This is a genomic window from Nostoc sp., assembly GCF_036919555.1.
Classification (GTDB): domain Bacteria; phylum Cyanobacteriota; class Cyanobacteriia; order Cyanobacteriales; family Nostocaceae; genus Nostoc.
On sequence record NZ_JBALCS010000100.1, the window covers coordinates 1 to 26,185 of the forward strand.

Consider the following 26,185-nt stretch of genomic DNA (forward strand, 5'->3'; position numbering starts at 1 on the left):
ACGGAGGGAACCTCCGCAACGCACTGGCTCCCACGCCAGTTGCTACAACGGAGGGAACCTCCGCAACGCACTGGCTCCCACGCCAGTTGCTACAACGGAGGGAACCTCCGCAACGCACTGGCTCCCACGCCAGTTGCTACAATGGAGGGAACCTCCGCAACGCACTGGCTCCCCTACATATGCTTAGATTTTTTCACGCAATCAAATCGGATTGCTATATTGCATTTTGAAGTGCGGAATGTGGGTTAAAAATAGAAGCTTAATTAATCAAGTTGATTCTGCATCATTTCAACTCAAAAAATTTCCTAAGTGGAAATGCTGAAAATACTTAATGAATTGGTGAAAACTATGTTGTTTATCGCCAATTTAAAGTTTTGGTTAATCTTAATGCCTACCGTAGACAAGTAATAGTTTTTTATGGCAATTTATACATAAGCAATATTCATAAAAAAGTTATTTTGAGACATTTAAAATGTCTTAAATAGAAAGCAAAGGAGTTTCAAGCGATTGTCTCAACTATATTCCAAGAAGATAGTAGGTTATGCAGCCTGCTGTATATCAGCATTAACTGTACTGACAGTTTCGCAGATGCCGAAAGCAGATGCAGCCTCCATGACTTTCTCAGCCACAGGTACTAACCCAATATCAGGTGGAAACAGTACAGCCCTTGCGGCGAAAGCTCTCTTTGATGACTCAATTGCAGGTAAGTTGACACTGACCCTTACTAATACAGGCCCAGGTGCATCAGACCCTACTGATGTTCTCACAGGAATCTTTTGGGATTATGCTGGATCTGCCTTAACAAACTTAACGTTGTCTTCAGCCAAAGCTCCAACCGTAATCACGAATAATCTAACTACCGGAAGTAATGTCGATCTTACCAATGTGGGACTAGGTAAGGTTGAATGGGGTTTTGCAAAAACTACCGCTAGCAGTGGACTTGGCGGTACTAGTGGCGTAGCTAACCCAGTAACTCAGCACTACGGTCTTGGTACAGCTGGTTTTGGCATATCGCCTGGTTTTGGTCTTTCGGGCGGACAGCAATTCAATTACGGTATTATTACTGGTTACGATAGTCCAAATCTAGCAGTAAGCCTGGGAACTTTTGTGAAGAATTCTGCCACATTCGTTTTCTCTGGGCTACCCTCTGGCTTTGATGCAACAAAGATTCAGAATGTTCGTTTTCAGTATGGTACTGGTTTAGATGAGCCTAGTACTTATTATATTGCTCCGCCACCTCCACCTAAAAAAGTACCTGATCCTAGTGCAACAGTTGCCCTTGGTTTATTTGCTGTAGGTGCGCTGAGGGTTGCCAAGAAAAAGCCTCTAGTCTTAGCTTAAATGAGAACTTGAGTACTAATTGATAACAGAGTTAAGCCTTATAAGCAATTCTCACAATGACAGGACTTACGCAAAAAGGCAGTGAAAGCCTTGATTTAACGTCGGGGCAATTTATGAATTGCCCCGACATTTCGTAGTTGATGTGTAAGTCCTAAATCAGATATAAACCCACCCTGTTTTTTAAGAAAATTGGTACAGATATAATATCTTAGTCAAGAGTCCAGACTTTATCTCTTGGCTAATTTTTTTTTGATATAAACCTAGTTAGCGGCTTCTGAGGATGGAGATAAACCAGGATAAGGCAGCTACAGCCAGTGGCAAAGTTCTAAAATTAAGAAGTATTAAATAAAGTTGAGGACATTATGGCTGCAAAAGTAGAAATTTACACCTGGAGGACTTGCCCGTTTTGCATTCGTGCCAAAAGTTTGCTGAAAGACAAGGGAGTTGAATTTATCGAATACAGCATTGATGGAGATGAGGCAGCCAGAAATAAAATGGCTCAAAGGGCAAATGGACGGCGCTCTTTACCGCAAATTTTCATCAATGACGATCACATTGGTGGTTGTGATGACATCCACGCTTTAGACAGTCAAGGCAGGCTGGATGAGCTACTAACTTCTAGCAATAGCGTCTAAGTTTAGAAGATTTTGCGATCGCTAGCGACAAGCCGCTGCAAATTACACGGCGGTCGCTACAACTCTAGAAGGGAGAGCAACGCGTTGCCTTATTTAGGAACTTTTTTATCACAAAAGCGATATCTGTCCACAAGACTTTCCCCTCCAGGTTCTACTCCGCAATACATATATTACGTCAAGTGTTGAGCTCATCAAGAGATAATAATTGAATAACTATTTAATTTCTTGGTGATTGAGGTATAAAGGGTGAAACTGGCTTTTATCATTGATTCCATCCATCTGCTTGACCCGTGTCATGATACCAGCATTGCCCTGATCGAAGCAGCGCAAATCCTGGGACACGAAGTTTGGATAACTCAGGCAAATCTGCTGAGTGTGGTGGAGGGCAAAGCTTGGGCTGTCCTACAGCGAGTCGAAGTTGTACCAGTGCAGTTGGTGGAGGGACGCTGGATAGCGGTGAATCCTTGGTATAAGTTGATCGATTCCTCCTTAACTTCCTTAGAGACAATGGATGCCGTATTTATGCGGACAGATCCACCAGTCAACGATTCCTACCTCTATGCCACCTACATTCTCGATTGCATTGACCAAAATAAAACCCTGGTGATTAACAGTCCTAGTGGCATTCGAGGGGCAAATGAAAAAATGTATGCCCTCCAGTTTACCAAAGCGATTCCAGAAACGATTGTCAGTGCTGATAAGCAGTTTATTCGGCAATTTGTCGAAGCAAAGGGGGCAGCAGTTCTCAAACCACTGGGTAACAAAGCTGGGGAAGGAATTTTGTTTTTGCAATCAGGCGATCGCAATTTTAACTCCATTGTCGAACTCAGTACCCTCCAAGGTCGAGTGCCAGTAATGGTACAAACCTATTTACCAGAGGCAAAAGAGGGAGATAAGCGAATTATCCTGCTCAATGGCGAACCGATTGGTGCGCTCAATCGCCTCTCTAGCGGAACTGATTTTCGCAATAATATGGCCACTGGTGGCACAGTCGCTCAAACTGAAATTACCCCAAGAGAGTATGAAATCTGTACCCAATTAGCCGAACGCTTACGCCAAGACGGGTTAATTTTTGTGGGTATTGACGTTATTGGTGGCTACCTGACTGAAGTTAACGTCACCAGTCCTACCGGAATTCGTGAGATTGATCGCCTAGATGGTACTCGCCTCGGTTATCAAGTTATTCAATGGATTGAACAAACCTAGTACTTACGCATTGACAAAAAATATCATCCATGAGATATACAAGTTACTTTTTGTAAGAATCAATATGTTCTACTTTAATTGGGGGTGAGGGGATATTCAGGGGTGCTACTGGCACATTAGCCTTTTCCCAGATCCAGCCACTCAGGTTACAGGTAGGTGTTGCCTTAAAAGGTCAGTTTACGGTGAATGGCTCATTTCAGACAGTTCCAGAACCAAAAACCATTACAGCACTAATTGGTGTAGGTGTGATGGGAGTTTATCTGCTGATGCGCCGACACTGCCAAAGAGCCACTTCTGTTTGATCTTTGAGCCTACCAGTATTTCATCTGTAGTTGGGCAGGTCTTCCGGTTTTTTTGTGACATAAGCACAGTTGGACATCTGAGCCAGGAGACTCCTGCCCAAGTTCATTCTATAAAGTAGCGTAGACGAGTTTTTTTACCAATTGACAAAATCGGGGATGGCAACGTATTGCTTACCCCTGCCTTTGGTAAAACCCTGGAACTAGCAAATTTTATACAGCACTCAGCCTGACCTGAGACTGCTAATTTCATCTAAAATTTCAAATTCAAAATTTCTTAACTCCTTGGTGTACGTCGGTTTTTCAGAAAATCAGGTATATCCAATCCAGGTTTTTCTTTTGGTTCTGGAGTTGGAGTTGGAGTTGGGGTTGAGGTTGGGGGATTAATTGCGGGTTGCTGTGTCGTTGGTCGCTTCGAGGTATTAGGTGCTACCCGAATGTTAGCCACGCTTTGTTGTACCACCGCTTGCACTTCACCTGTAAACCCGGTAGCAATTACAGTAATTCTTACCTCACCTTGGAGTCTGTCATCAATTACAGCCCCAAAAATAATATTGGCGTTGGGATCAACTACTTCATAGATTGCTTCTGCGGCAGCATTCACTTCATGCAGGGTGAGGTCAGTACCACCAGTAATATTAAAGACAACTCCTCTCGCACCTTCAATAGAACACTCTAGCAACGGTGAAGAAATAGCTGCGATCGCAGCTTCTCTGGCTCTAGATTTTCCAGAACTCACTCCAATTCCCATCAGTGCCGATCCCGCATCTGCCATCACAGCTCGGACATCAGCAAAGTCAACGTTTACCAAACCGGGGATCGTAATAATATCAGAAATACCTTGCACCCCTTGACGCAGCACATCATCTGCATAGCGAAAAGCTTCTTGCACAGGCGTTTGTTCGGGGATCACTTCCAGCAGTTTGTTGTTAGGGATAATGATCAGCGTATCTACTCTACTTTTTAGTCCATCAATACCTTGTTCCGCTTGGCTGGTGCGGCGGCGTCCCTCAAACACAAATGGACGTGTGACTACACCAACAGTAAGAGCGCCCATTTCTTTGGCTATTTCTGCCACAATCGGGGCTGCACCTGTCCCAGTACCACCCCCCATACCAGCAGTGATAAATACTAAGTCTGCACCCTCTAAAGCTGTAGCAATTTCGTCCCGTGATTCCTCAGCTGCTTTTTGACCAATGGCAGGATTACCACCTGCTCCTAAACCCCGCGTTAGCTTCTGTCCAATTTGCAATCGACTGGGAGCGCCAGCTAAGGTAAGAGCTTGAGCATCAGTGTTAATTGACCAAAACTCTACCCCAGAGACATCAGACTCGATCATCCGGTTAACAGCATTGCCACCCCCACCACCGACACCAATTACTTTGATGTTGGCGACTCGACCAGGAACAATCTCGCCAATTCGGCTATTTTCGGGAGAAATCTTCTTATTATCGTGATTTTGTCCGAAATTTAGCCCAGAGTTATTAAAGGGATTAGTCGAGTTAACTGCCAGAGAGAACCCCGGCTGTCCCGCAGATTGGGAATTTTTATAGGTAAGTCCTTGGTTATTATCAAGTGTCATTGGATTTGTGAAAGGGTAGATAAACGACTTTTTCAGGTGTTATTCACCTCAGAGTCAACTTTAGTTTGACAGTGCCACAATACTATGGCACTGTTCTTTATTGTTTTCACTACTGCCAAGCCTAACAGAATTGGCAGGGCGAAAATTTGCTATGGGATAAGCTTTTAACGCAGCCGATCGCACAGCCAATTCTAGAGAAGTATACCGACATTTATCTAAAATTGACTTGTATAACTTCAACCAGACATTAATCTCTTCATTCTTCTGAGCGGAGGGCATAACTTGTAAAGACATACTATAGCGCCTCTTCTCTGCCTCAACAATAATATTGTTAATAGGTTTCACCATTGGGGATGATTGCAACTTTAGACACAAAACTTACGTTATACTTACTTATCCTTAAGATTCAAGTCAGCAAGAATTTACTTGTCAGACTATACCTGATTAACTTGTTCTTTGGGGGGTCTTAATGGACACTTTGTTGCAGCAATAGTCTATCCTACGAGAACCCGCACTAGTACGGTCAAAAAATCAAGATTTCCTAAGCGGTTTCGTCACTCAATTGGAATTAGGGCACAGAGTAGTCCAAACTTATTGCCCAGAAGCAATGCTTATGCAACTTTGGGCGGTAGCGTTACAGATTCAAACTTCGATAAACTGTCTTTGGAAATTTCCTCAACAGACCAAAGCCAGACCGTTTTTGGCTCTGCACTTGGATGGTGGCGTAAATCGTTCTTATCAGTGCCTCTGTTCGCAAGCCTGATCTTAATGAAAAACTCAAGCATTTTTCTCTTTTCCGCACTGGGTTTAGTTAAAGAATGTATGGGCAGAAGGCGTTTGGCACGCCATAGACCATCATGAGATTGTCCGACATCTTGCACCCTACTATTAGATGTTAGGGTAACAATTGAGAATGTTTTACTTGCAATGGAGATTTTATGATTGATCTTCTCATTTTAATTAGAAGTTAATGCCGATTTTAGTGCGGTTTGCCAGAAAACTGAAAATAATAAATATATTTATCAGCATAAAGCTTCTTATTTTACTGCGAGCAATCAATACATTAAACACGCTAGATGTTTTTAGGGATTTTGGGAGTTAATTTTGGGGCTTTTTGGTTCATTTGTACTAAGGGAAAATCGGGATTTTTCAGATCAATATACTCTATTTGACTGGAATTGAGTTTTGCTCCTAAATGGCGCATTTGGGCGAGTACCTTAATTTGTTCAGACAACTGGGGACCTGGAGCGCCGAGATGCACATTTCCTAGTTCTGTTTTCAAAATTAAATTCGTGGGATTTCGACAATCAATTTCCATTACGTTCACCGGACTTTGGCTGATAGCTTGATGAAGTTGAGTCCAGTAGAGGCAGTATTGTTTTGGCGAGCCAATTACTTTGAGATTGGGTAATTTGCTAGTGGGATTCAGTGATGTATATTTTTCTAAAGGCATCCAGACTCCACTTGCATCTAGTAAGCCGATTGTTAGTTTTTTGTTGCCAGATGTTTGAGTCACTGCTACAGGTACTCGTTCTTGGATTTCAATGATTAACCCAGGAGGAAACAGGCGGCGTTTGACGATCGCTTCGGCAATAGTTGGTTGTTTCTTCAAAGAGTTAGCGATCGCTGACGGTTCAATCCGCCACAAAGACTGGGGGTAAGATAGCACCAACAATGACTGAGCTGTTTCATCCGACAGTAATTTATCGCCTGATTTCATCAGTATTTGTTTAGGAGCTTTTAGCATCCACACTGGTTGGACCACCAACCAGAACAATCCACCCGTCAAACCAGTAATGGCAAAGGTTCGCCAAATAGCCTGAATAATTTTCATCCGCCTCTGCCGACGTAATTTCTGACGACGCTGGGCTAGATTCGTACGGGAAACTGATATTATGCCAGCCATTCAAACCCCTTTTTGGTTGCAATCTAAAATCCTTGAGGCGCTCGGATCATTCTTAATTTCAGTAAACAGTGTTGGCATCTGTTAGCCGATCTCCTCAATACTTTTTTATTTTTAGTAACACTTTACAGTAACTACAGAGATTATGGCGCTAGCGATCGTTCCGATTAAAGTTTCCGGTGTCCATTTTTAACTGACTGTAGTGTTTTTGACAAGTTATTTTTGAAGATTTTCCCTAAAAATTACAAAATATTAATTTAGATGTTTAGGATTTTCTTTCCTTGACAAATTTAACGTGAAATGATATACAGGTATTCCTGAATCTCTGTGTACTTTGCTATAATTCATACTAGTTCTACTCATCAGGCATACAAACTGAGAATCATGTTTACTTGTAGCTTTTTTTACTTATCCCCTAAGCCCTAAAGGTTTGTGGCAGGTCAAACAAAAGCTACAGATTGTCAAAACCTCAATACCAGGTGTAAAAATTAAGGACAGATATGCTTAAGGTTATTAGGGTCAATTAAATCTCTACCATACTACTGACAGTGACTCTGCCTTAATTACTGTCTTTTTTAAGACACTACCAACTTCGAGTTAATCCTATGCCTATATCTCCGATAGAGATTACTTGTATAAAAACGAGAATTAAACTGTATCTACATACACATCTACATACATGAAAACGACATTAAATTTATCACGTTTTTATAAAGCATGTAACCCCAGCTACACGCTAAATATAAGTAACGTCCTAGATCGGCAGTATTACATAGATTTTGCTGATGTACGTGGTTGCAAGATTGTCGAAGAATTGCAACGGACTATTGTTCGGATTTCTCCTGATGAGCCTACCTGTCAGTTATTTACCGGTCATATTGGCTGCGGTAAGTCAACGGAATTGCAGCGCCTCAAGACAGAACTGGAATTGGCGGGATTTCATGTGGTTTATTTTGAGTCCAGCCAAGACTTAGACATGGCGGATATTGATGTCAGTGATATTCTGCTGAGTGTAGCCCGTCAAGTCAGTGCCAGTTTAGAAGGCATTGGCATGAAACTCAAAGCTGGTTACTTTACTAATTTGCTTAAAGAAGTAGGCGATTTTTTGCAAAGCCCCATAGAACTTTCTGGACAAGCAGAGTTGTCCTTGGGTATTGCCAAAATTACTGCCAAAACCAAAGATAGCACCCAGATGCGGAATCAACTGAGGCAATATCTGGAACCACGTACCAATAGTATTTTGCAGGCGATTAACGAAGAAATTTTAGAAAAGGCTGTTGAACAGCTAAAGCTGCGAGGTCAAAAAGGACTGGTAGTGATTGTAGATAATTTGGATCGAGTGGATATGCGTCCCTTAGCATCCGGGCGATCGCAACCAGAGTATCTCTTCATCGACCGAGGCGAACAGTTACGCCGACTCAAATGCCACCTAGTTTACACAATTCCCCTAACGTTAATTTTCTCCAATGAGTATGAGACACTGAAAAATCGTCTGGGGGGAGGGATTGCGCCAAAAGTACTACCGATGGTATTAGTGCGGCAAAGAGATGGCAGTGATTACGAACCAGGGATGTCACTAGTGCGCCAGTTAGTTCTAGCAAGAGCTTTTCCAGAAGTTCCTTTGAATGGCAGGCTTTTATTAATTACAGAATTATTCGATCACTCTCAAACTTTGGATCGTATATGTCGCGTTAGTGGTGGTCACATTCGTAACTTATTGGGTTTACTTTATAGCTGCCTGCAACGACAAGATCCGCCTTTTTCCAAGGACTGCTTAGAAGCCGTGATTAAGGACTACCGCGACGATCTTCTATTAGCTATTGATGAATCCCAGTGGGAATTATTGTTTGAAGTAGTGCAGCAGCAGAGAGTTAAAGGTGAGTCTGACTACCAGAGCTTACTAAGAAGCATGTATCTGTTTGAATATCGTGATCCTGTGGGGCGCTGGTTTGGCATCAGTCCAGCCTTGGCAGAAACAGAAAAAGTTTTGGCTTGGCAACAAAAAAAGTAACAGTGCTAGGTAAGTCATTTGTCATTAGTCCTTTGTCCTTTGCGATTGGATTAATAACTAATGCCTCATGGCCCATGCTCCATACCCAATGACTAATGACTAATGACTAATGATAACCAGCTACACATCTACAGCAAAGAAAATCAGCAAACTTTGCAAAGACTGATTAGAGCGATCGCGCTTTCCGAAGGTCAATTTGCCCTGATTTTAGTTCGATGTAACTATGGGCAATTACGTGAGCAAATGTTAGAGAATATTCGCTCGATCACCAAAGACATCTATATTAGAGAAATCGTTTTAAATCCATCAACTACTTCCTTACACAGCACAATAGTCTCAGAACTATCTTTAGATAATCCTGCTGTCCTTACAGACTCTTTGCCATCTGCTGTGATGGTTTTCGGTATTGAGTCAACTACCGACCTGGAAAATTTACTTACAGGCATCAACCAAGCACGAGATATCTATGCCGCGACTTTTCCATTCCCAGTGGTGTTATGGCTACAAGATGAAGTAGCATCATTGCTTTCAAGATTAGCGCCTGATTTCAAAAGCTGGGCTGTAACCACTATTAAATTTGAAATGGCCAAAGCAGATTTAATTGCTTTGATCCATCAAGAGGCAGAATCTCTATTTGACAAAGTTTTAGAAGCAGGTGCCGAAACATTTTTATCTAATGCCCTTCTCGATTTAGATCCCAAGTCCCAACACCGCCACGAAATAGAATCAGCCCGTAATGATTTACGGCGACTGTATGGTGTTCAATTAACGCCAGGATTAGAAGCTAGTTTAGAATTTGTGTTAGGGCGAGATAAATATGCCAACGATCAAATTAATGGTGCTTTAGGCAATTATCAAAGAAGCCTAGCATTATGGCAGCAGGAAGCAAGCAGAGTGGGAGAGTGGGAGAGTAATTCTTCTTTCCTGTTCTCATGTCCTCACCCTATCCCTATTTCGTCTTTACTCAAGCAAGCAATAGTACTATTCCACCTGGGGCTGTGTTATCACCGAATGGCAGACTTATACCACAATACTAATAGTAGCTATTGCGAACATGCTCTATTGTGGTTTAAACAATGTTTGGAGCTATTGGAGCAGGTAGAAAGAGAAGACTTAGTTGCTAAATTTATTTTGCCTGCTTGTGAAATGCTGCAACGCTTACAAGCCTGGAATGACTTAAAAGAATTAACTCAAAAGTCATTACGTCTGCATCAAATTTATGGAACTCCCGCACAAGTTGCTCAAAATTATGGCTTTTTAGCAAATGTGGCGGCTTCTGAGTCGAATTGGTTACTGGCTTATGAATTAGCGAATACAGCACTTTCTATCTCCGAAGAAGTAACACAAGTTTCTCTGCGAGACGCTTTGCGAAGACGACGACAAGAAAGTTGGTATCTTCTCTTGCTAGCACGTACACAACGGCATCTGGGTGAGTCGGAGGAGGCAATCAATAACCTGGAATGGGCGAGGGTAGTTTGTGAACTGCAACATCAGCCATCACTTTACTTAGAGATTTTAGAGGAACTGCGATCGCTTTACTTTTTTGAGCGTCATGACTATACTGAAGCCTTTAAGCTGAAGCAAGAAAAAATTAAAATAGAACATCAGTATGGCTTTCGTGCTTTCATCGGGGCAAGTCAATTGCAGCCGCAACGCCCCAGAATTAACCCAGTATTGGAACCTCACAAAATCCCGTTTATTCCTGAAGAAATTGCCCAAGAAATATCTGCTTCTGGACGGCAGCAAGATGTCAATCGCTTAATTGAAAGAATTACCCGCGCTGACTACAAACTCACAGTAATTTATGGGCCATCAGGTGTAGGTAAAAGTTCAATTCTCAAAGCTGGTTTAGTCCCAGCACTAAAGGGAAAAGCTATGGGTGAACGTATTCCTATACCTATTGTTTTATCTGTTTACACTGATTGGATTACAATCTTGATAACCAGTATCAACCAAGCGCTGGCATATACAGGAATATCGGTTAGTCTTGACTCTACACCGACTATACTGCTTGAAAAAATTCGGTTAGCATCTGAGCGCAATTATACAATAATTCTCATACTAGACCAGTTTGAAGAATTTTTCTTTGTTAGTAATCCTCCTACACACAGAATAGAATTTTATAATTTTTTTACTGAATGCTTAAATATTTCATTTGTAAAAATTATTCTTTCCTTAAGAGAAGATTCTTTACATCATTTATTAGAATTTGAACGTTTGAGCCAGAAAAATAGTACTGGATTATATGATTTAGGAGTAATTAATAAAAATATTCTCGATAAGGACATTCGCTACTATTTAGGAAAATTCTCTAGCCAGGATGCTAAAGCCATAATTCATAGTCTTACTCAACGTTCACATTATGAACTGAGTGATGAATTAATTAACCGATTAGTCCAGGATTTGACAGGAGAACTAGACGAAGTACATCCAATTGAATTACAAATAGTTGGCGCTCAACTACAAATAGAAAACATTACCACACTTGCACAATATAAACTTTCCGGTGGCTCGACAAAATTGGTGGAACGGTGGCTTGGGGAAGTTATCAAAGACTGCGGTCAGGAAAACGAAGAGTTAAGTTGGAAATTATTATTTGAGTTAACTGATGAAAAGGGGACGCGACCGTTAAAAACTAAAGCTGATTTAGCGGCAGCATTAGTTAATAATCATGATATAGATACAATCTCAAGCTTTGACACAGTTGGAGAACTGATTTTAGAAATATTGGTGGGTTCAGGGTTGGTGTTGCGAATCAGAGAAGAGTTAGGCGATCGCTACCAGCTAGTTCACGATTATTTAGTTGAACCAATTCGCCAGAAAAACAATTATGGCATACTTGCCGAATTAGAAAAAATCAAACTTGAAAAAACTAAAGCTGAAGTAGCCCAAAAATTTAGCCAAAAGCAACTCAATTTGGTATTGCAACGGCGACTGCGGGAAGCACGGATCGCAGGCGCAATTCTGGCAATCATGGGGGGAACAATAGCAGCATTATGGTGGCAAGCCGACTTGCAAAAAAGAGCAGCAATTAGCCAAACTCTACGAGCTGAACGCAGTGAAACCAACTTGAAAATTAGTGCGATCGCTGCTGCTAGCGAAGCTTTGTTTGCGTCTAATAAAGAGTTTGATGCCCTATTAGAAGGTTTGCGGGCTTGGAGAGGACTTAAACAGGCAGATGACGTGCAGCCAGATACCCGAATGCGGGTAGTGACAGCCCTGCAACAAGCAGTTTATGGCGTAACGGAGGTTAACCGCCTGGAAGGGCACACTGATGTTGTCTGGGGAGTAACTTTCAGCCCAGATGGTCAGTTGCTAGCATCAGGTAGCCGAGATCGGACGGTGAAACTTTGGCGTCCTGATGGAACCTTACTCCAAACCCTCAAAGGTCACACTGATGCTGTCACCTGTGTAAGTTTCAGCCCTGATGGTCAAACCCTAGCCTCCGCCAGCCTCGACAAAACAGTGCAAATCTGGCGCAAAAACCCGATTACAGGTGAATTTGACCCCAAGCCATATAAAACACTCAAAGGACACGGAGATTGGGTTTATAGCGTTAATTTCAGTCCTGATGGTGAATTGTTAGCTACTGGCAGTAACGATACAACCGTAAAACTCTGGCGCAAAGACGGTAGCTTAGTAAAAATACTGAGAGGACACCGAGGGTGGGTTAACTGGGTAAACTTCAGTCCCGATGGTCAATTTATCGCTTCCGCCAGCGACGACAAGACAGTGAAAATCTGGCGACGGGACGGTAGTCTCGTTACAACTTTGCAGGGACATCAGCAGGGTGTAACTGTAGCTGTTTTCAGCCCAGACGGTAAATTCTTGGCATCAACAGGTCGAGATAAAACAGTAAGACTTTGGCTCAGGGAAAGTAACAGCACTAAAGACGGTTTTGACTTTCGTCCTTACAAAACGTTACGACACCATAGCGATATAGTGTGGAGTTTGAACTTTAGTTCCGATAGTAAAAAGTTAGCTTCTGCAAGTCAAGACAAAACCATAGACCTCTGGAGTATCACTGGTACTTTACTCAAAACCTTCAAAGGACACAGCGATGGTGTTGTCAGCATCGCTTTCAGTCCAAATAACAAATTGCTGGTCTCAGGAAGTTATGACAAAAGTGTGAAATTATGGAGTTTAGATGCTCTAACACCATCTATTCTTCAAGGGCATCGGGATCGAGTTTTGAGCGTTGCTTGGAGTCCCGACGGTCAGATCCTAGCTTCTGGTAGTAGAGATCGCACTCTCAAACTTTGGCAACGATACACCAGTAAGGGCGAGGTCAAAACCCGACTTTACAAAACTTTAGTCGGGCACACAAATAAAGTTTCTAGTGTCAGTTTTGACCCCAAAGGTGAAATGCTGGCCTCAGGAAGTTTTGACAAAACAGTGAAACTTTGGCGGCTTGACGGTACTTTAATCATGACTCTCTACGGTCATAGCGATAGTGTGATGAGCGTGAATTTCAGTCCTGATGGTCAGTTGTTGGCATCAGCTAGCAAAGATAAAACAGTGAAACTTTGGAACCGTCAGGGCAAGTTGCTCAAAACCTTAGTGGGGCATCAGGGTTTGGTAAATAGCGTCAGCTTCAGCCATGATAGTCAGGTTTTAGCCTCTGCCAGTGATGACCAAACTGTTAAACTTTGGCAACGGGATGGTACTTTACTCAAAACTTTCTCGCCCAATGACAGCTGGGTGATGGGTGTCAGCTTTAGTCCCAATGACGAGTTACTGGCTTCTGCCAGCTGGGATAATACGGTGAAACTGTGGCGACGGAATGGGACGTTACTAAAAACCTTATTAAAAGGGTACAGCGATAGCGTCAATGCAGTGACTTTCAGCCCGAATGGTGAATTACTCGCCGCCGCCAGTTGGGACGGTACAGTGAAACTTTGGAGCAGTGACGGCAAATTAATTAAAAGTCTCAATGGGCATCGCTCTTCGGTATTAAGTGTCAGTTTTAGCCCAGATGGTCAAACACTAGCATCAGCTAGTGATGACAAGACGATAATTCTGTGGAATTTAAATCTTGATGATCTGCTTGTTCGTGGTTGCAACTGGGTTGGCGATTACCTCAAGCACAACCGCAATCTTGAGAAGCGCGATCGCCTTCTTTGTGATGGCATAACCACTAAAAACCCTTTTTAATTCAATACGCTTGAGTTAAAGCCAAAAACCAAAACCAGCGTAGGTTGGGGAGCCACTGCGCCCTTGCGGTTTCCTGACTTGAAACAAGTGGCGTTTGAGAGACCAAACCCAACATTTTCGGGACTTTGTTGGGTTTCACTACGTTCAACCCAAGCGTATTGCTTTTTAATTACGAATTACGAATTAATTTGAAGCCTCAACCAGCAACCGCTCTTGGTTTAGCGGTTGATGAGGCGATCAGAGTTGTTAATTTAGAGCTAGAAACTTATTTCGAGATGATCAGCCGCATGAGCGATCGCTCTCCAAAACTTCATGGTTATTTTCTTCGGGAGCCTCTTGTGGCAAATTCGCTAAAAATGCTTGTAGTCTCATTCGCTCAATGTAAGGCCAGCCTCCCTCAGACTCAATATCTTTCAGTAGTGAGTAGAGTTGCCGACGGTTAACAGGCAAACTCTTTTGAAAAACCCCATCCCGGATCTCTCGGTGTAACTGCTCCAATTGCCGCAGCAAAGCCAAAAGAGCTTCAGTATCGCCTTGACAATCCTGAACAGCATCATACACCACAGTTGTGATCGCTTGCTGTTTCCAAGACAACTCTCCTGATTCAAAATTTTTATTATTGTTCATGCCACCCTTTCCGTATAAATAATGAGGCCAACTCAAATTTACCGGAGATTTTTAATTTTCCCTAGCTTGTCAGTGTAGATTCCTCTCATCACCCCTGTCCCCGTATCCCCTCACTTGCCCTATTCAGGGGTGAATATAACTAGATTTGTATCTTTATCAAAAGCAATTGCGATCGCTCCGAAAAGAGCGTAGTAACCTTTAGCATAGCCTCCACAGCAGCTAGATGTGATCAGGACGAGACTTTTTTGATTAAGAGTACTTTGATTTTGAGTTAAAAAAAATCGTATGATCTGGCTGATTTCCCCATAAAAAAATGGGCTGTATGTAGTAGCGTCACATACATGATACAAAAAGACTTGGGCGACACCGCTTTTGCCATAGGCAAGAGCAAAGTGCAAAGCAGACAATCTAGATGCCCAAACACTTGGTTCAACTCTGGAAATCAGAGCAAAGCCGTGTCCGACCAAAAATAGCTTTTCGCAGAGTAGCGGCTTCTCATCAGAGATCAAAGCTTCGATGCAGTTTTACAACAAATCTATTAATTTTTGAGATTGAGGTTGACCATGAGGTATCGCGCTTTAATTGTTGCATTCTTGGCTTTGTGCCTGGGGCTAATAACTGCTTGTAGTGATGCTCCTGCTAGTAGTAGTAGTAGAGATGTACTCACTTACGATCAAATTCGCGGGACTGGCTTGGCTAACAAATGCCCCCAACTAACAGAAACAAGCCGTGGCTCCATTCCCATTGATTCTAGCCAGTCCTATGCCATCAAAGAACTTTGCTTGGAACCAACCAGCTTCTTCATCAAAGAAGAACCTGCTAATAAACGGCAAGAAGCAGAATTTGTTGCTGGCAAATTATTGACCAGATACACTTCCACCATTGACCAGGTGCAAGGTAACTTAAAAATCAACGCAGATAATAGCCTAACCTTTGCGGAAACTGATGGTCTTGACTTCCAAGCCATCACTGTGCAACTTCCTGGTGGTGAGCGAGTACCTTTCCTGTTCACCATCAAAGACTTGGTTGCTCAAACACAACCCAGTTTGACCAGTATTAACACCTCCACGGACTTTGAAGGCACTTTCAAAGTTCCTTCCTATCGTGGTGCTGCCTTCCTAGATCCTAAAGGTCGTGGTGTCGTCAGTGGCTATGATAATGCCGTGGCTCTCCCCGCCCAAGCAGATGATGAAGAACTTACTCGCACTAACGTCAAGCGTGCTGAAAATCTAAATGGCAAGATTTCTCTGCAAATCGCTAAAGTAGATAACTCTAGTGGTGAAATTGCTGGTACTTTCGAGAGCGAACAGCCATCTGATACAGATTTAGGTGCTGGCGAACCTAAAGAAGTCAAGATTCGCGGTCTATTTTATGCACGGGTTGAGCCGAATCGTGCCTAAATCCTCTAAAGTAACGCATGTACTTACAGCAGTTTTCAGGGATCTAGACCACGACTGAGATGGGCAATGGTGAGTCAGGAGTAGTGTAGTTCAATCACTTGAAAAGCGCTGTAAGTATAACAAAGGGCATCTCGCCCTTTGTTATTGCCCTGCGTAAATATATGTGGTATCTTTTAATTTTTATTAGTAATTTTTAAAGATTGGATAAATCCCAGTTGAATAGACACGTAATTTTACTGTCAATTAAACTTTTGCTGATCCAACAAAATACTGAACACTATTGTTTTGTTTCTCTAAATTAACTTCATTATTAATTAATTCAAATTAAGTACAATCTCGGTTTGATATTTAGTAATTAATTTTATATTTTATTTGTATGTAGTTCTAAAAAAACTACAGGTCATACCAAAGATAAATAACAAACTAAAGACCGATTTCGCCAATTTAAATTTGGCTCGATTTTCAAGCAACCTCTGGAATCTTTAGAGAAAAAACTTTGTTAGCTACATAGTATTTGCTAGGAAATATAGCACGATATTGTCTTAGATGTCGTGCGATCGCAGCTGAATTTAAAAGCGAATAATCAATTCTTTCTTTGCTCAATAAACACGGTGCTATGCCTACCACAGTCACCAACGAACTAAAACAAGAAATTTGGCAGTTGTTGCGAGAATATCAGCAATCTCCGTCAGAAAATGTCCGCAATCAACTAGTAGAACTCAATTTTGGGCTTGTGAGAAAAGAAGCTCACTACTGGACGAATCAATGTCATGAAACCTACGATGATTTGCTCCAGGTTGGATGTTTGGGTTTAATCAGAGCTATTGAAAAATTTGAACTTTCCAAGGGACATGCCTTCAGTTCCTATGCTCTTCCCTATATTCGTGGTGAAATTCAACACTATCTCCGAGATAAAGGTGTCACCGTGCGAATTCCTCGGAAGTGGTTAGCTCTGCAACAGCAAGCAATAGGAGTTTCACGTTCTTGGCGTGAAAAACATAATCGCCAACCAAACGACTCGGAATTAGCCGCAGCACTGGAAATTTCTCCAAACGAATGGCAAGAAATTAAATTAGCATGGATCAATCGCGCTCCCTTGAGTCTTGATGTGCCAGTCCAAGACGGAGAAGAAGGCTCTACCTGTTTAGGAGAATTGGTTCCAGATCCTCACTTTCGTAGCTTTCAACTAGCACAAGAAGACCAATTTCGCTTACAACAAGCATTAGTTCAGCTAGAAAAACGCACCCGCGATGTATTGGAATGTGTGTTTTTGCAGGATTTGACACAAAAACAAGTTGCAGAACATCTAGGGATCAGTGTAGTAACGGTTTCCCGTAGAGTCAAGAAAGGACTGGATTTGATGAAACAGCTTATGGGTGTGGCAGAAGATTGACTGCAAACACCAAGCCGCAGTTATGCTGGGTAGGCAGTGTTAAAAATAACCCTTGAAATCTCAGAAATTAGGTTATAAAGGGAACATACTTTGCCTTTGATACAAATTTCAGGCTTGTTAGTTTCCACTTTTCAATTTTCCAATGGCTTTTGAGAACAGCTCATGGGCATAAATTCAAAAATTACAATTGCAGCTATTTTAACCTTGGCGATCGCTGGATGTGGTTCTGAAGATACACAACAAGCCATCAATCCTGCGCCAATTCCCAAAATAGCAGCAAAGTTGCCACCATCGGCTCAATCCTTTAAGAATCCAGTCATACCAGACAAACAGGTTTCACAAGTTACTCCTGCATCTGTTAACTTGATTCAATCCACTAATGCTACAGAGCGGGCACGGCTAGTTGTGCTATCAAAAAATCGAAGTGACCCATTTGCACAACTTTTCGGGCAGATAGTTCCCGGAATGCTTCAAACATCTGGAAGACCTGTTCCCGTGGTGCCTAAGCTCCCTACTGCATCACTACCAGCACGAAAACTTCCAACACGCAGCATAGCTTTAAATCCAAAGAAAAATAACGTTTATTCTGTCCCAAAATCTTCTGTCCCAAAATCTTCTGTATCAAAACCAAAAAAAGTCAATCCTATCTTGACTTCAGTCTTGCCTAAAGTTTTGCCTCAAGTTGTCTCCAACCCTACTTTAGTATCTGTATTGCCACTGCCAGCACAACCTGATTTAGCAAGGGCAGTGCTTGTGACTGGTGTAGTTTTAATTAGTAAGGAACCACAGGCAATTATTAAAGTACCTGATGAGCCGACGAGTCGCTATGTGCAGGCGGGACAGCGATTAGCAGATGGCGTACTGGTTAAACGTATTGAAATGAATCAGGGCTACAACCCCATCGTGATTCTGGAACAATATGGTATTGAAGTTGCCAAAATGGTAGGGGAAGGGGCTGTCAATTCAACGCCCTCAGCTGCACCTGCTAGCGGTAATCCTGTTTCAGTGACAACGCCCCCCTCAAATCCTTCTAATGTTGGAGCTTCATAAAGATGGAGACTAAGGAAAAAATTGAATTCGCTGGTTTGCCTTTAGCAGTCTATAGAGAGATAGCAGCTCATTTATGTCAAGTCGAAGGGGTAGAAGTAGATTTAATTCCCCAGTCATCCCCACAGTTTGATTACAATCAAAGTCAAATTGGTGGCTTGTCCATCTTATGGATAGCAAACTCTGGTTCAGAAAGTCGGCAACGAGTTAACCAAATTTTGGCTTACTATCAAAATCGCTATATGAATCTTATTTGATTTGCTAAAATCGAAGCCTCAAATTCCCGATTTTCCAAAGAAGTCGGGAATATTGTTGTTCACGAATGTTAATATCAATTTATTGAATTTAGTTGAAAACTTGTCTACTCAAAAAGCTGCTGTCTTTCTAGAAAACGTCTACAAGTTGTACAAGAATGTACCTGTAGTCAATGATGTGTCATTCAAAATTAAAGCGGGGGAAATATTTGCTCTACTTGGCCCGAACGGTGCGGGTAAATCAACCATAATTCGGATGCTGACTACACTCACGAAACCCTCCCAAGGACGAATAGAAGTAGGTGGATATGACGTGATGAGCCAAGGAATGTTGGCAAAACAGAGTATTGGCGTAGTCTTGCAGCAAATCAGTGTGGATAACGATTTAACCGTTTGGGAAAATATGGAACTGCATGGGAGACTACATCACATTAGCAACCCGCAGCGACAAAAACTAATTAATCAATGGCTAGAGTATGTTGAGCTAGCAGAAAAACATGATGATTTGGTAAAAACTCTGTCTGGGGGTATGAAACGACGGTTGCAGATTGCGAGAGCTTTATTGCATCAACCGCAAATTCTGTTTTTGGATGAACCAACGGTAGGACTAGACCCCCAAACCAGGCGACGCCTGTGGGAAATTATTCGGGATTTGAATAAGCAGGGGATGACGATGCTACTGACGACCCATTATATGGATGAGGTCGAATTTTTGTGCGATGCCTTTGGCTCTACCAAGCCAGGACGTATTGGTATTATGGATAGCGGTAAGCTGATTTCTTTAGGAACTTTACAACAGATGCGTTCTGCTCACGGTGAAGGTTTGGTGATGAAGCAATTAGGTTTATCTGAAGTGGGAAGTGATGGCGCTCGTGGCTGGGAATATTTGTTTTTCCCATCCCTGGAAGCAGCAAATGTCTACTTGAATGAACAGCCCGATAAAACCGGAATGATGGTGCGTCCCTCTAACCTGGAAGATATTTTTGTGGAATTAACGGGACGCCAGTTAGATTAAGCTCATCCTCCTAACTGTCGCAGCATGGCTTCTACTCTGTCCACTCCTTGTGAGTCATTGCGCCGCTTGTACAAGTCGCGGGCTTTTTGAAGCGAACTGTTGGCTTGTTTGGTTTGTCGTCGCTGTTTATACATCGAACCCATCAATTCATAAGTTTGAGCATTGTTCTTATCCAAGTCGATTGCTTGTTGGTATGCCCAGGTAGCTGCACTATAGTCTCCCATACGAGATTGCGTCACAGCCAATCCTAAATAGGCGTTAACGTTGTTACGGTTCAGCTGTATGGCACGACGGTAGCCTTCCTTTGCCCCACGTGTGTCGCCCAAATTTGCTTTGATGTAACCCACAGCGTAGTAAAAATCACTATTGTTAGGGTTGATAGCGATCGCCCGACGATAAGCTGTTAATGCCGCCTGGTAATTTCCCTGTTGAGCGTATAAGTAGCCAATACCTGAATGAATTTTAGCATTCTTGGGATCTAGGCTAGCTGCTTGCTGATAAACTGCGATCGCACCACTATAATCGGCGGCATTCACTAACCTCCGTCCTTCCTCTAGTAGTTGCTTTAACTGCGGGTTTTTGGCTTGTGCCACTAATACCTGAGCCTGAGCCACTGAAGGTATGCTGAAGGCAAAACATCCTAATAACACTACACTAAACACAAATGATGTTGACTTGTACACAGTAAATTTCCTGAAATTTTAGACGGCTTTTTTCTTGTACATTAAAACAAAAATATGGACTTTTGAAAACTGTATTTCCTCGTATTCATTAAGATGTTAATTGTTCATCCAGTCTTTCCTTTACAATCAGTGCCAGATCACAGAGTTTTTACTGAAAGCTGAAGTGCTAGGTATAAATGACGAAATGAGCTTGCTCTACATATAAATTCGGAGAATATCAAAATTACACTCTTTTTCGACAGTAGTTATACTGATAATTCCAAAAAAAACAACAGATCTTTCACTTAATTCTAAATAGGCGATCCGTCATTGGTATTTCATATCCGATGTCAGCGATCGCAATCTAAAATTGTGTGAGAATATGTTTATCAAACCTATCTCAACATCGGCTAATTATATATGTCTAAATAATTTTACATTTGTTAGAGTATTTTAATAATAAATATCAACCTATCTACTATTTTGGATGCTAATTTATGATTATGACTACCACTGATGTGATTCAAGGAGCCGTTATTGAGTCATATTTAGGCATTGTTACCGCAGAAGTAGTCTACGGCAGCAATTTCTTGCGGGACTTTTTGGCTGGTATTCGAGATATTATCGGTGGACGCACTGTTAGTTATGAGCGTCTATTTGAGCAGGGTCAACGTAAGGCACTAGAAGAATTAGAACAACGAGCACAACGTTTAGGAGCAAATGCTGTAATCGGGATTGAAATTGATACTGGCACAATCAATGTTGACCAGTTAGGAGTTCTTTTGCTGATTACTGCCACAGGCACTGCTGTCAGAATGCGTTAATCTTTTCGTGGCTGTCTAATTACTTTGTAAGCATTTTCTAATCAGGGTTACAAATTTTTGTATTAAGTCTAATTTTTTCCAAATTCCAGATGGATTACTATAGCAGTTAATAAGTGTATTTTAACTTCATAATTTATATAAAAAAGCTCTAAATAATCATTAAAGAATAAATAAATACTAAATTTGATTAAAAATTCTTAAAGGCGTTTGTTTTTTATCACTAAAGATATATTCATTAAATATTTCTCTTGATAGATATGAACAAAGATGATTTAGTTGTTTAATTTTAAACATAAACATGAATATACATTGAGATAAATTTTGCTGAAACAGCACTGGAGTAGATAAGCTATGTCATACGTAAATCGGGCAGGTGATGACGTTATTTCTAATGAGCCTGTGATAGCAGGCCGAGTAGCTGAATATCATGATCTTGTTCGTTGGGGTCCGATTATTTCTGGTTTGTTGGTTTCTTTAGCCACTCAATTAATTTTAAGCGCTATAATTGGTGCTTTTGCAGCAGGTGCGGTTGAAGGTTCAGGTGCGCCGAGATCAATTGCTCCTAACGCTGCTGGTAATGCGGGGCTTTGGTCAACTATCGCTCTACTAATTTCGCTATTTACTGGTGGTTGGATTACAGCCCGTGCTTGTGGGCCGATGAAGCGTAATACAGCTCTTCTTAACGGCGCAATTCTTTGGGCAACTACTTTAGCAGTAAGCTCATGGCTGTTAGCAAGTGGAGTATCTGGTGCTTTTGGTGTTGCTGCTTCCAACGCTGGGGCAGTCATAAACCAGGTTCAACAGCAAGGTGGTGTTAATGTACCACAAGCAAACATAAGTGCCCAACAAGCTCGTGATGCGGCAGCTAATTTACGTTCGGGATTATGGTGGTTTGTGTTTGGTTCCTTATTGGGTTTAATAGCCTCAATGATTGGAGCCGTAACTGGAGCTCGTAGTCCCCGGACTAACAATTACAATTCTTAAAGAATTGTTTGACAAACAAAATTTTATCAACTTTAAAAGCACCTTGAAAAAGGTGCTTTTTGTTTATTATTTAAAGCTGGCATTTGTAGCGTCCAATTAATTTTGCTGTTACCAAAACATGACCTTCCATTGCTGCTATAATTTCGTTTTTGATAGCACTTGCTGCCAAACGCAAACTTTTATCTAAAGCATAAAGTTTAAAAACTAAACTGAACTAAACAGTTCAGTAATAAAATAATGCAAATTTTTTATTTTAAAATATATGAATTTATGGTTTATATACGTATATTCACTCACGTATGGATATTCATAAGAAGCATATAACATTATTAATATTACAATCTAGATTTAATTATTTATTACGGTATTTCGGAATGAGGATTAGAACGATGAAAAAACAAATTATATCAACACTTACAGCTACAAGCCTTATAACAATTACATCTTCAATTGCTATGAGTAACCCTGTTCCTGAAGCTAATGTATGTAATTACTATGCAGGTAAAGCTGTAAATGGAGAGAGTATTTATATAGATATGTGTTCTATTTCTAGGGCAAGCGATCGCACTGTCAATTTTAGCTACTATCTCGCTAAACAACGCATAGAATCCCAGGCAAACTGTGAATCTCGAACCTGGACTAGTTTAAACGCTCGCACAGTTCACAGTCCACGTTCTAGAGCCACACAAGATATGTTCCAAATTGTTTGCACTTCACCCAGTTTTAATCCAGGAATTGCGCTCGGGGTTGTATTTGACCCTCCATCATATATAAGAAAGTCTCCGAATGGCAAAATTCTCTGCACTATTAAAGAACTCAGAGCTATTGAACTACATGGGGGAATCACAACAGATGGTTGGCTTTTTACATCTGCTTGTGGTGGTGGTGTTATTCATAAGAGTCAAATTAGGTCTAATTAACAGGTTAAAACTATATAGCGTTTTCCGGTCTGGTAAGCATTTATTAATTATCAACAGTGTTATCTGTTAATATCCCGCTTATAATAAACATTTCTGTTTTTTAAAAGCGGGATATTGTGTGTGTTTATTTTTTATAAGTAAATGAACCTAAACTTTATTACCACAGATCACCATTTCAAATATGAAACTTCAATGCCCTGTTCACGCCGAATTTTGCCATCTTTTTCAAACCAAGCAATTACTTGCGGCGCTGTCAAATCTTCAATCGCAATGCCGTAATCTTGGGCAATATGCTTCAAAAGCTTAAGTGATGAAATCGTCAATCTTGTTAAAAACTTTTCTGGGGAAGACAACAAAGCCCCATCTACTTTTGCTGACTCTTCCAACGTTAAAAATTGTGTTGATGATTGCTGTGGTGCTACATCCATAAATGCTATCTCAAATTTAGTTCATTATTAGGGAGTAGGGAGTGTTTTTCACAAATGACAAATGACTAATGACTAATGACGAGCTTGTACCAAATAGCCACAACGATGTTCGCCATCAATAATCCAGTGGGTGCGTTCTACGGTACAATCAGGTAAGACGGCAGCAAACATTTCTAATTCGTGACCACAAATGCTGGGGAAAGACTCGGCAACGTTAGAAATAGCGCAGTTATGCTCCATTAAGATAAAGCGATCGCTCTCAAAAGAGTCATTGATATCAACAGGGTGATACTCCGCCATGAAGCCTTCGGCTTTTCTGAACTCTACTAAGTTAGCTACACGTTCCCGCAGTGAACCGCTACCTACGCGATCGCGGTATTCTAGGGCTTTGCGCTCCCACTGTTTCTGTAAAATCCATTTAAATTGTTCATGTCCCACCGTTTCGGCTAAGGTGTCTAGCAGCGAAACCGCAAAATTGCCGTGGCCATCACCAAAGCGATCGCTGATTGTTCGATGCAAGCGATCACGTCCCTGACGACTCAGTTGATAAACGTGCTGTGGACGCCCCATTCCCGCCGCCTGCACTGTTGACGAATACAAAACTAGCTCCTCCGTCTCCAAATCCTTGAGATGGCGACGAATCGCTTGGGGGGTAACGTCTAAAACTTCAGCTAGCTCCAAAGCCGTTGCTTTTTCCTGTTTGTGCAGATACTCTAGGATATCTTGCTTGGTTGAGGACTGGTGAGTAGTCGCCATCTTCTGGTGCGAGACGTTCAGCGAACGTCCCAAAAATTTCTTTGAAAATTTGACTTTGACAACATTGTTGTTGTTAATTTAGCGTAAAATGAAGATACATTAAACAACATAGCTGTTGTTTTACTCTCCACTACTATTCTAGCAGCCGTGTAACCATTCCGTAACGCGAGATGAAATATCGGCTAGCTAAGAGCTTGTCTCCCATTCTTAAAGAGTTCTGAACACGAGAGATTATTACTGATGAGTGCCACTGTCAAAACCTTAGTCAACCAACCCTACAAGTACGGCTTTATTACCGATATTGAGTCCGACACTATACCGCGTGGACTAGATGAGGACGTTGTTCGCTTGATCTCCTCTAAGAAGAACGAGCCACAGTTCATGCTGGACTTTCGCCTCAAGGCTTATCGCCAGTGGCAAAAAATGACAGAACCAACTTGGCCTAATGTCAAGTATCCGCCAATTAATTATCAGGATATCATTTACTACTCAGCGCCGAAACGCAAGAAAGAAAAACTAAACAGCTTGGACGAAGTCGATCCAACCCTTTTAGAAACCTTCGAGAAGTTAGGCATTTCTCTATCTGAACAGAAGCGACTGGCAAATGTCGCCGTCGATGCGATTTTCGATAGCGTCTCTGTCGCCACTACATTTAAAGAAAAGCTAGCGGAAGATGGCGTTATTTTCTGTTCGTTTTCGGAAGCGTTGCAAGAACACCCAGAACTGATCAAAAAATACCTGGGTAGCGTTGTTCCTATAGCTGACAACTATTTTGCCGCCTTGAACGCCGCTGTATTTAGCGATGGTTCCTTTGTATACATTCCTAAAGGTGTAAAATGCCCAATGGAACTGTCTACCTACTTCCGCATCAACTCTGGTGACACGGGACAATTTGAGCGGACTTTGATTGTCGCCGAAGAAGGTAGTTATGTTTCTTACCTCGAAGGTTGCACCGCACCGATGTATGACAGCAACCAGTTGCACGCCGCCGTTGTGGAACTCGTCGCCCTCGACAACGCCGAAATTAAATACTCCACGGTGCAAAATTGGTACGCTGGAGATGCCAACGGTAAAGGCGGTATTTACAACTTTGTCACCAAGCGCGGTTTGTGTCAGGGTGTAAATTCCAAGATTTCCTGGACTCAAGTAGAAACAGGTTCGGCAATTACTTGGAAATATCCCAGTTGTGTGTTGGTGGGTGATAACTCTGTGGGTGAGTTCTACTCGGTGGCGCTGACAAATCATATGCAGCAAGCCGATACTGGCAGTAAGATGGTTCACGTAGGTAAGAATACCCGCAGTACAATTATTTCTAAAGGAATCTCCGCAGGTAAATCCAGCAATAGTTACCGGGGTTTGGTGAAAGTTAATCCGACAGCGATTGGGGCGAGAAATTATTCTCAGTGCGACTCAATGCTGATTGGGGATAATGCCCATGCGAACACTTTCCCATACATCCAGGTGCAAAATAATGCTGCGAAGGTGGAGCATGAAGCTTCTACTTCTAAGATTGGGGAAGATCAGCTATTTTACTTCGCTCAACGGGGTATTTCTTCCGAAGATGCCATTTCGATGATGATTAGCGGCTTCTGTAAGGATGTTTTCAATCAGCTACCAATGGAGTTTGCTGTGGAAGCTGATAAGTTGTTGAGTTTGAAGTTGGAAGGCAGTGTTGGATAAATGGAATTAGAGATGAATACCAATCTATCTGTGTTCATCTCTGGAAGAATAACGAACCGCGAAG

25 protein-coding genes are annotated in these 26,185 nt (G+C 41.8%); 16 read left to right on the forward strand and 9 right to left on the reverse strand.

The genetic code is table 11. The features are described 5' to 3' along the window. The 5 genes from V7K36_RS28030 to V7K36_RS28050 all read left to right on the forward strand — a co-directional run. The coding region (locus V7K36_RS28030; protein WP_335120940.1) for a hypothetical protein at positions 1 to 249 on the forward strand (249 nt) is incomplete at its 5' end. Positions 250 to 507: 258 nt separating this feature from the next. After that, positions 508 to 1,341, forward strand: a complete 834-nt coding sequence (locus V7K36_RS28035; RefSeq protein WP_335120941.1) for an XDD4 family exosortase-dependent surface protein — start codon at positions 508 to 510, stop codon at positions 1,339 to 1,341. A gap of 362 nt (positions 1,342 to 1,703) precedes the next feature. After that, positions 1,704 to 1,976 (forward strand): glutaredoxin 3, encoded by a 273-nt coding sequence (grxC, locus tag V7K36_RS28040; RefSeq protein WP_335120942.1) that lies wholly within the window; start codon positions 1,704 to 1,706, stop codon positions 1,974 to 1,976. Positions 1,977 to 2,222: 246 nt separating this feature from the next. Then, the gene (gshB, locus tag V7K36_RS28045; RefSeq protein WP_335120943.1) at positions 2,223 to 3,182 is read left to right on the forward strand and encodes a glutathione synthase; all 960 of its coding nucleotides are present in this window, start codon (positions 2,223 to 2,225) and stop codon (positions 3,180 to 3,182) included. Between the two features lie 182 nt (positions 3,183 to 3,364). Continuing rightward, a complete protein-coding gene (locus V7K36_RS28050; RefSeq protein ID WP_335120944.1) occupies positions 3,365 to 3,484 on the forward strand; it encodes a PEP-CTERM sorting domain-containing protein in 120 nt (39 codons plus the stop codon). A gap of 274 nt (positions 3,485 to 3,758) precedes the next feature. On the opposite strand, the gene ftsZ is transcribed toward V7K36_RS28050, so the two are convergent. The 4 genes from ftsZ to V7K36_RS28070 all read right to left on the reverse strand — a co-directional run bounded on the left by ftsZ (position 3,759) and on the right by V7K36_RS28070 (position 6,969). After that, entirely contained in the window at positions 3,759 to 5,063 is a 1,305-nt protein-coding gene (ftsZ, locus tag V7K36_RS28055; protein WP_334945303.1) for a cell division protein FtsZ, read from the reverse strand. 60 nt (positions 5,064 to 5,123) lie between these two features. Further along, complete coding sequence (locus tag V7K36_RS28060; protein WP_334945305.1) at positions 5,124 to 5,357, reverse strand: hypothetical protein; 234 nt, start codon at positions 5,355 to 5,357, stop codon at positions 5,124 to 5,126. 317 nt (positions 5,358 to 5,674) lie between these two features. Next, on the reverse strand, positions 5,675 to 5,944 hold the full coding sequence (locus tag V7K36_RS28065) for a hypothetical protein (protein WP_335120945.1): 270 nt from the start codon (positions 5,942 to 5,944) through the stop codon (positions 5,675 to 5,677). A 191-nt stretch (positions 5,945 to 6,135) separates the two neighbouring features. Continuing rightward, the gene (locus V7K36_RS28070; RefSeq protein WP_335120946.1) at positions 6,136 to 6,969 is read right to left on the reverse strand and encodes a cell division protein FtsQ/DivIB; all 834 of its coding nucleotides are present in this window, start codon (positions 6,967 to 6,969) and stop codon (positions 6,136 to 6,138) included. Between the two features lie 676 nt (positions 6,970 to 7,645). Here V7K36_RS28070 and V7K36_RS28075 point away from each other — a divergent pair. Together V7K36_RS28075 and V7K36_RS28080 are read left to right on the forward strand one after the other, a co-directional pair. After that, positions 7,646 to 8,977: a P-loop NTPase fold protein gene (locus tag V7K36_RS28075; RefSeq protein WP_335120947.1), complete on the forward strand. Its 1,332-nt coding sequence runs from the start codon at positions 7,646 to 7,648 to the stop codon at positions 8,975 to 8,977. A 102-nt stretch (positions 8,978 to 9,079) separates the two neighbouring features. Next, positions 9,080 to 14,131 carry an nSTAND1 domain-containing NTPase gene (locus tag V7K36_RS28080; RefSeq protein WP_335120948.1) on the forward strand — a complete coding sequence of 1,684 codons (5,052 nt, stop codon included), beginning with the start codon at positions 9,080 to 9,082 and terminating at the stop codon, positions 14,129 to 14,131. 279 nt (positions 14,132 to 14,410) lie between these two features. On the opposite strand, the gene V7K36_RS28085 is transcribed toward V7K36_RS28080, so the two are convergent. After that, on the reverse strand, positions 14,411 to 14,758 hold the full coding sequence (locus tag V7K36_RS28085; protein ID WP_335120949.1) for a hypothetical protein: 348 nt from the start codon (positions 14,756 to 14,758) through the stop codon (positions 14,411 to 14,413). Between the two features lie 119 nt (positions 14,759 to 14,877). Beyond that, positions 14,878 to 15,267, reverse strand: a complete 390-nt coding sequence (locus tag V7K36_RS28090) for a hypothetical protein (RefSeq protein WP_334830975.1) — start codon at positions 15,265 to 15,267, stop codon at positions 14,878 to 14,880. Between the two features lie 54 nt (positions 15,268 to 15,321). Between V7K36_RS28090 and V7K36_RS28095 the strand changes: the two genes are divergently transcribed. From V7K36_RS28095 to V7K36_RS28115, 5 genes are all read left to right on the forward strand, one after another. Further along, positions 15,322 to 16,158 (forward strand): photosystem II manganese-stabilizing polypeptide, encoded by an 837-nt coding sequence (locus V7K36_RS28095; protein WP_334945319.1) that lies wholly within the window; start codon positions 15,322 to 15,324, stop codon positions 16,156 to 16,158. 616 nt (positions 16,159 to 16,774) lie between these two features. Beyond that, positions 16,775 to 17,551, forward strand: a complete 777-nt coding sequence (locus V7K36_RS28100) for an RNA polymerase sigma factor SigF (protein WP_335120950.1) — start codon at positions 16,775 to 16,777, stop codon at positions 17,549 to 17,551. A 162-nt stretch (positions 17,552 to 17,713) separates the two neighbouring features. Continuing rightward, positions 17,714 to 18,601 carry a hypothetical protein gene (locus V7K36_RS28105; RefSeq protein ID WP_335120951.1) on the forward strand — a complete coding sequence of 296 codons (888 nt, stop codon included), beginning with the start codon at positions 17,714 to 17,716 and terminating at the stop codon, positions 18,599 to 18,601. 2 nt (positions 18,602 to 18,603) lie between these two features. Further along, the gene (locus V7K36_RS28110) at positions 18,604 to 18,855 is read left to right on the forward strand and encodes a hypothetical protein (RefSeq protein WP_335120952.1); all 252 of its coding nucleotides are present in this window, start codon (positions 18,604 to 18,606) and stop codon (positions 18,853 to 18,855) included. A gap of 82 nt (positions 18,856 to 18,937) precedes the next feature. Beyond that, positions 18,938 to 19,867 carry an ABC transporter ATP-binding protein gene (locus V7K36_RS28115; protein WP_335120953.1) on the forward strand — a complete coding sequence of 310 codons (930 nt, stop codon included), beginning with the start codon at positions 18,938 to 18,940 and terminating at the stop codon, positions 19,865 to 19,867. A 2-nt stretch (positions 19,868 to 19,869) separates the two neighbouring features. Here the strand turns inward: V7K36_RS28115 and V7K36_RS28120 are convergent, their stop codons facing one another. Beyond that, entirely contained in the window at positions 19,870 to 20,550 is a 681-nt protein-coding gene (locus V7K36_RS28120) for a tetratricopeptide repeat protein (protein WP_335120954.1), read from the reverse strand. 476 nt (positions 20,551 to 21,026) lie between these two features. On the opposite strand from V7K36_RS28120, the gene V7K36_RS28125 reads away from it, so the two are divergent. The 3 genes from V7K36_RS28125 to V7K36_RS28135 all read left to right on the forward strand — a co-directional run bounded on the left by V7K36_RS28125 (position 21,027) and on the right by V7K36_RS28135 (position 23,257). Continuing rightward, a complete protein-coding gene (locus tag V7K36_RS28125; RefSeq protein WP_335120955.1) occupies positions 21,027 to 21,353 on the forward strand; it encodes a YbjQ family protein in 327 nt (108 codons plus the stop codon). Positions 21,354 to 21,704: 351 nt separating this feature from the next. Further along, complete coding sequence (locus V7K36_RS28130; protein WP_335120956.1) at positions 21,705 to 22,337, forward strand: hypothetical protein; 633 nt, start codon at positions 21,705 to 21,707, stop codon at positions 22,335 to 22,337. A gap of 455 nt (positions 22,338 to 22,792) precedes the next feature. Further along, entirely contained in the window at positions 22,793 to 23,257 is a 465-nt protein-coding gene (locus V7K36_RS28135; protein ID WP_335120957.1) for a hypothetical protein, read from the forward strand. 167 nt (positions 23,258 to 23,424) lie between these two features. On the opposite strand, the gene V7K36_RS28140 is transcribed toward V7K36_RS28135, so the two are convergent. Together V7K36_RS28140 and sufR are read right to left on the reverse strand one after the other, a co-directional pair. Then, positions 23,425 to 23,685, reverse strand: coding sequence for a hypothetical protein (locus V7K36_RS28140; protein WP_334830992.1), 261 nt, complete (start codon positions 23,683 to 23,685; stop codon positions 23,425 to 23,427). Positions 23,686 to 23,757: 72 nt separating this feature from the next. Further along, complete coding sequence (sufR, locus tag V7K36_RS28145) at positions 23,758 to 24,441, reverse strand: iron-sulfur cluster biosynthesis transcriptional regulator SufR (protein WP_335120958.1); 684 nt, start codon at positions 24,439 to 24,441, stop codon at positions 23,758 to 23,760. A 240-nt stretch (positions 24,442 to 24,681) separates the two neighbouring features. Between sufR and sufB the strand changes: the two genes are divergently transcribed. Further along, positions 24,682 to 26,121: a Fe-S cluster assembly protein SufB gene (gene sufB, locus V7K36_RS28150; RefSeq protein WP_334830996.1), complete on the forward strand. Its 1,440-nt coding sequence runs from the start codon at positions 24,682 to 24,684 to the stop codon at positions 26,119 to 26,121. Positions 26,122 to 26,185 lie beyond the last annotated feature (64 nt).

Coding starts and splice junctions, on each gene's coding strand:
- grxC (WP_335120942.1), top strand. CDS start 1,704: ATGGCTGCAAAAGTAGAAATTTACACCTGGAGGACTTGCCCGTTTTGC.
- ftsZ (WP_334945303.1), bottom strand. CDS start 5,063: ATGACACTTGATAATAACCAAGGACTTACCTATAAAAATTCCCAATCT.
- V7K36_RS28060 (WP_334945305.1), bottom strand. CDS start 5,357: ATGTCTTTACAAGTTATGCCCTCCGCTCAGAAGAATGAAGAGATTAAT.
- V7K36_RS28070 (WP_335120946.1), bottom strand. CDS start 6,969: ATGGCTGGCATAATATCAGTTTCCCGTACGAATCTAGCCCAGCGTCGT.
- V7K36_RS28075 (WP_335120947.1), top strand. CDS start 7,646: ATGAAAACGACATTAAATTTATCACGTTTTTATAAAGCATGTAACCCC.
- V7K36_RS28080 (WP_335120948.1), top strand. CDS start 9,080: ATGACTAATGATAACCAGCTACACATCTACAGCAAAGAAAATCAGCAA.
- V7K36_RS28085 (WP_335120949.1), bottom strand. CDS start 14,758: ATGAACAATAATAAAAATTTTGAATCAGGAGAGTTGTCTTGGAAACAG.
- V7K36_RS28095 (WP_334945319.1), top strand. CDS start 15,322: ATGAGGTATCGCGCTTTAATTGTTGCATTCTTGGCTTTGTGCCTGGGG.
- V7K36_RS28100 (WP_335120950.1), top strand. CDS start 16,775: ATGCCTACCACAGTCACCAACGAACTAAAACAAGAAATTTGGCAGTTG.
- V7K36_RS28105 (WP_335120951.1), top strand. CDS start 17,714: ATGGGCATAAATTCAAAAATTACAATTGCAGCTATTTTAACCTTGGCG.
- V7K36_RS28110 (WP_335120952.1), top strand. CDS start 18,604: ATGGAGACTAAGGAAAAAATTGAATTCGCTGGTTTGCCTTTAGCAGTC.
- V7K36_RS28125 (WP_335120955.1), top strand. CDS start 21,027: ATGATTATGACTACCACTGATGTGATTCAAGGAGCCGTTATTGAGTCA.
- V7K36_RS28130 (WP_335120956.1), top strand. CDS start 21,705: ATGTCATACGTAAATCGGGCAGGTGATGACGTTATTTCTAATGAGCCT.
- V7K36_RS28135 (WP_335120957.1), top strand. CDS start 22,793: ATGAGTAACCCTGTTCCTGAAGCTAATGTATGTAATTACTATGCAGGT.
- V7K36_RS28140 (WP_334830992.1), bottom strand. CDS start 23,685: ATGGATGTAGCACCACAGCAATCATCAACACAATTTTTAACGTTGGAA.
- sufR (WP_335120958.1), bottom strand. CDS start 24,441: ATGGCGACTACTCACCAGTCCTCAACCAAGCAAGATATCCTAGAGTAT.
- sufB (WP_334830996.1), top strand. CDS start 24,682: ATGAGTGCCACTGTCAAAACCTTAGTCAACCAACCCTACAAGTACGGC.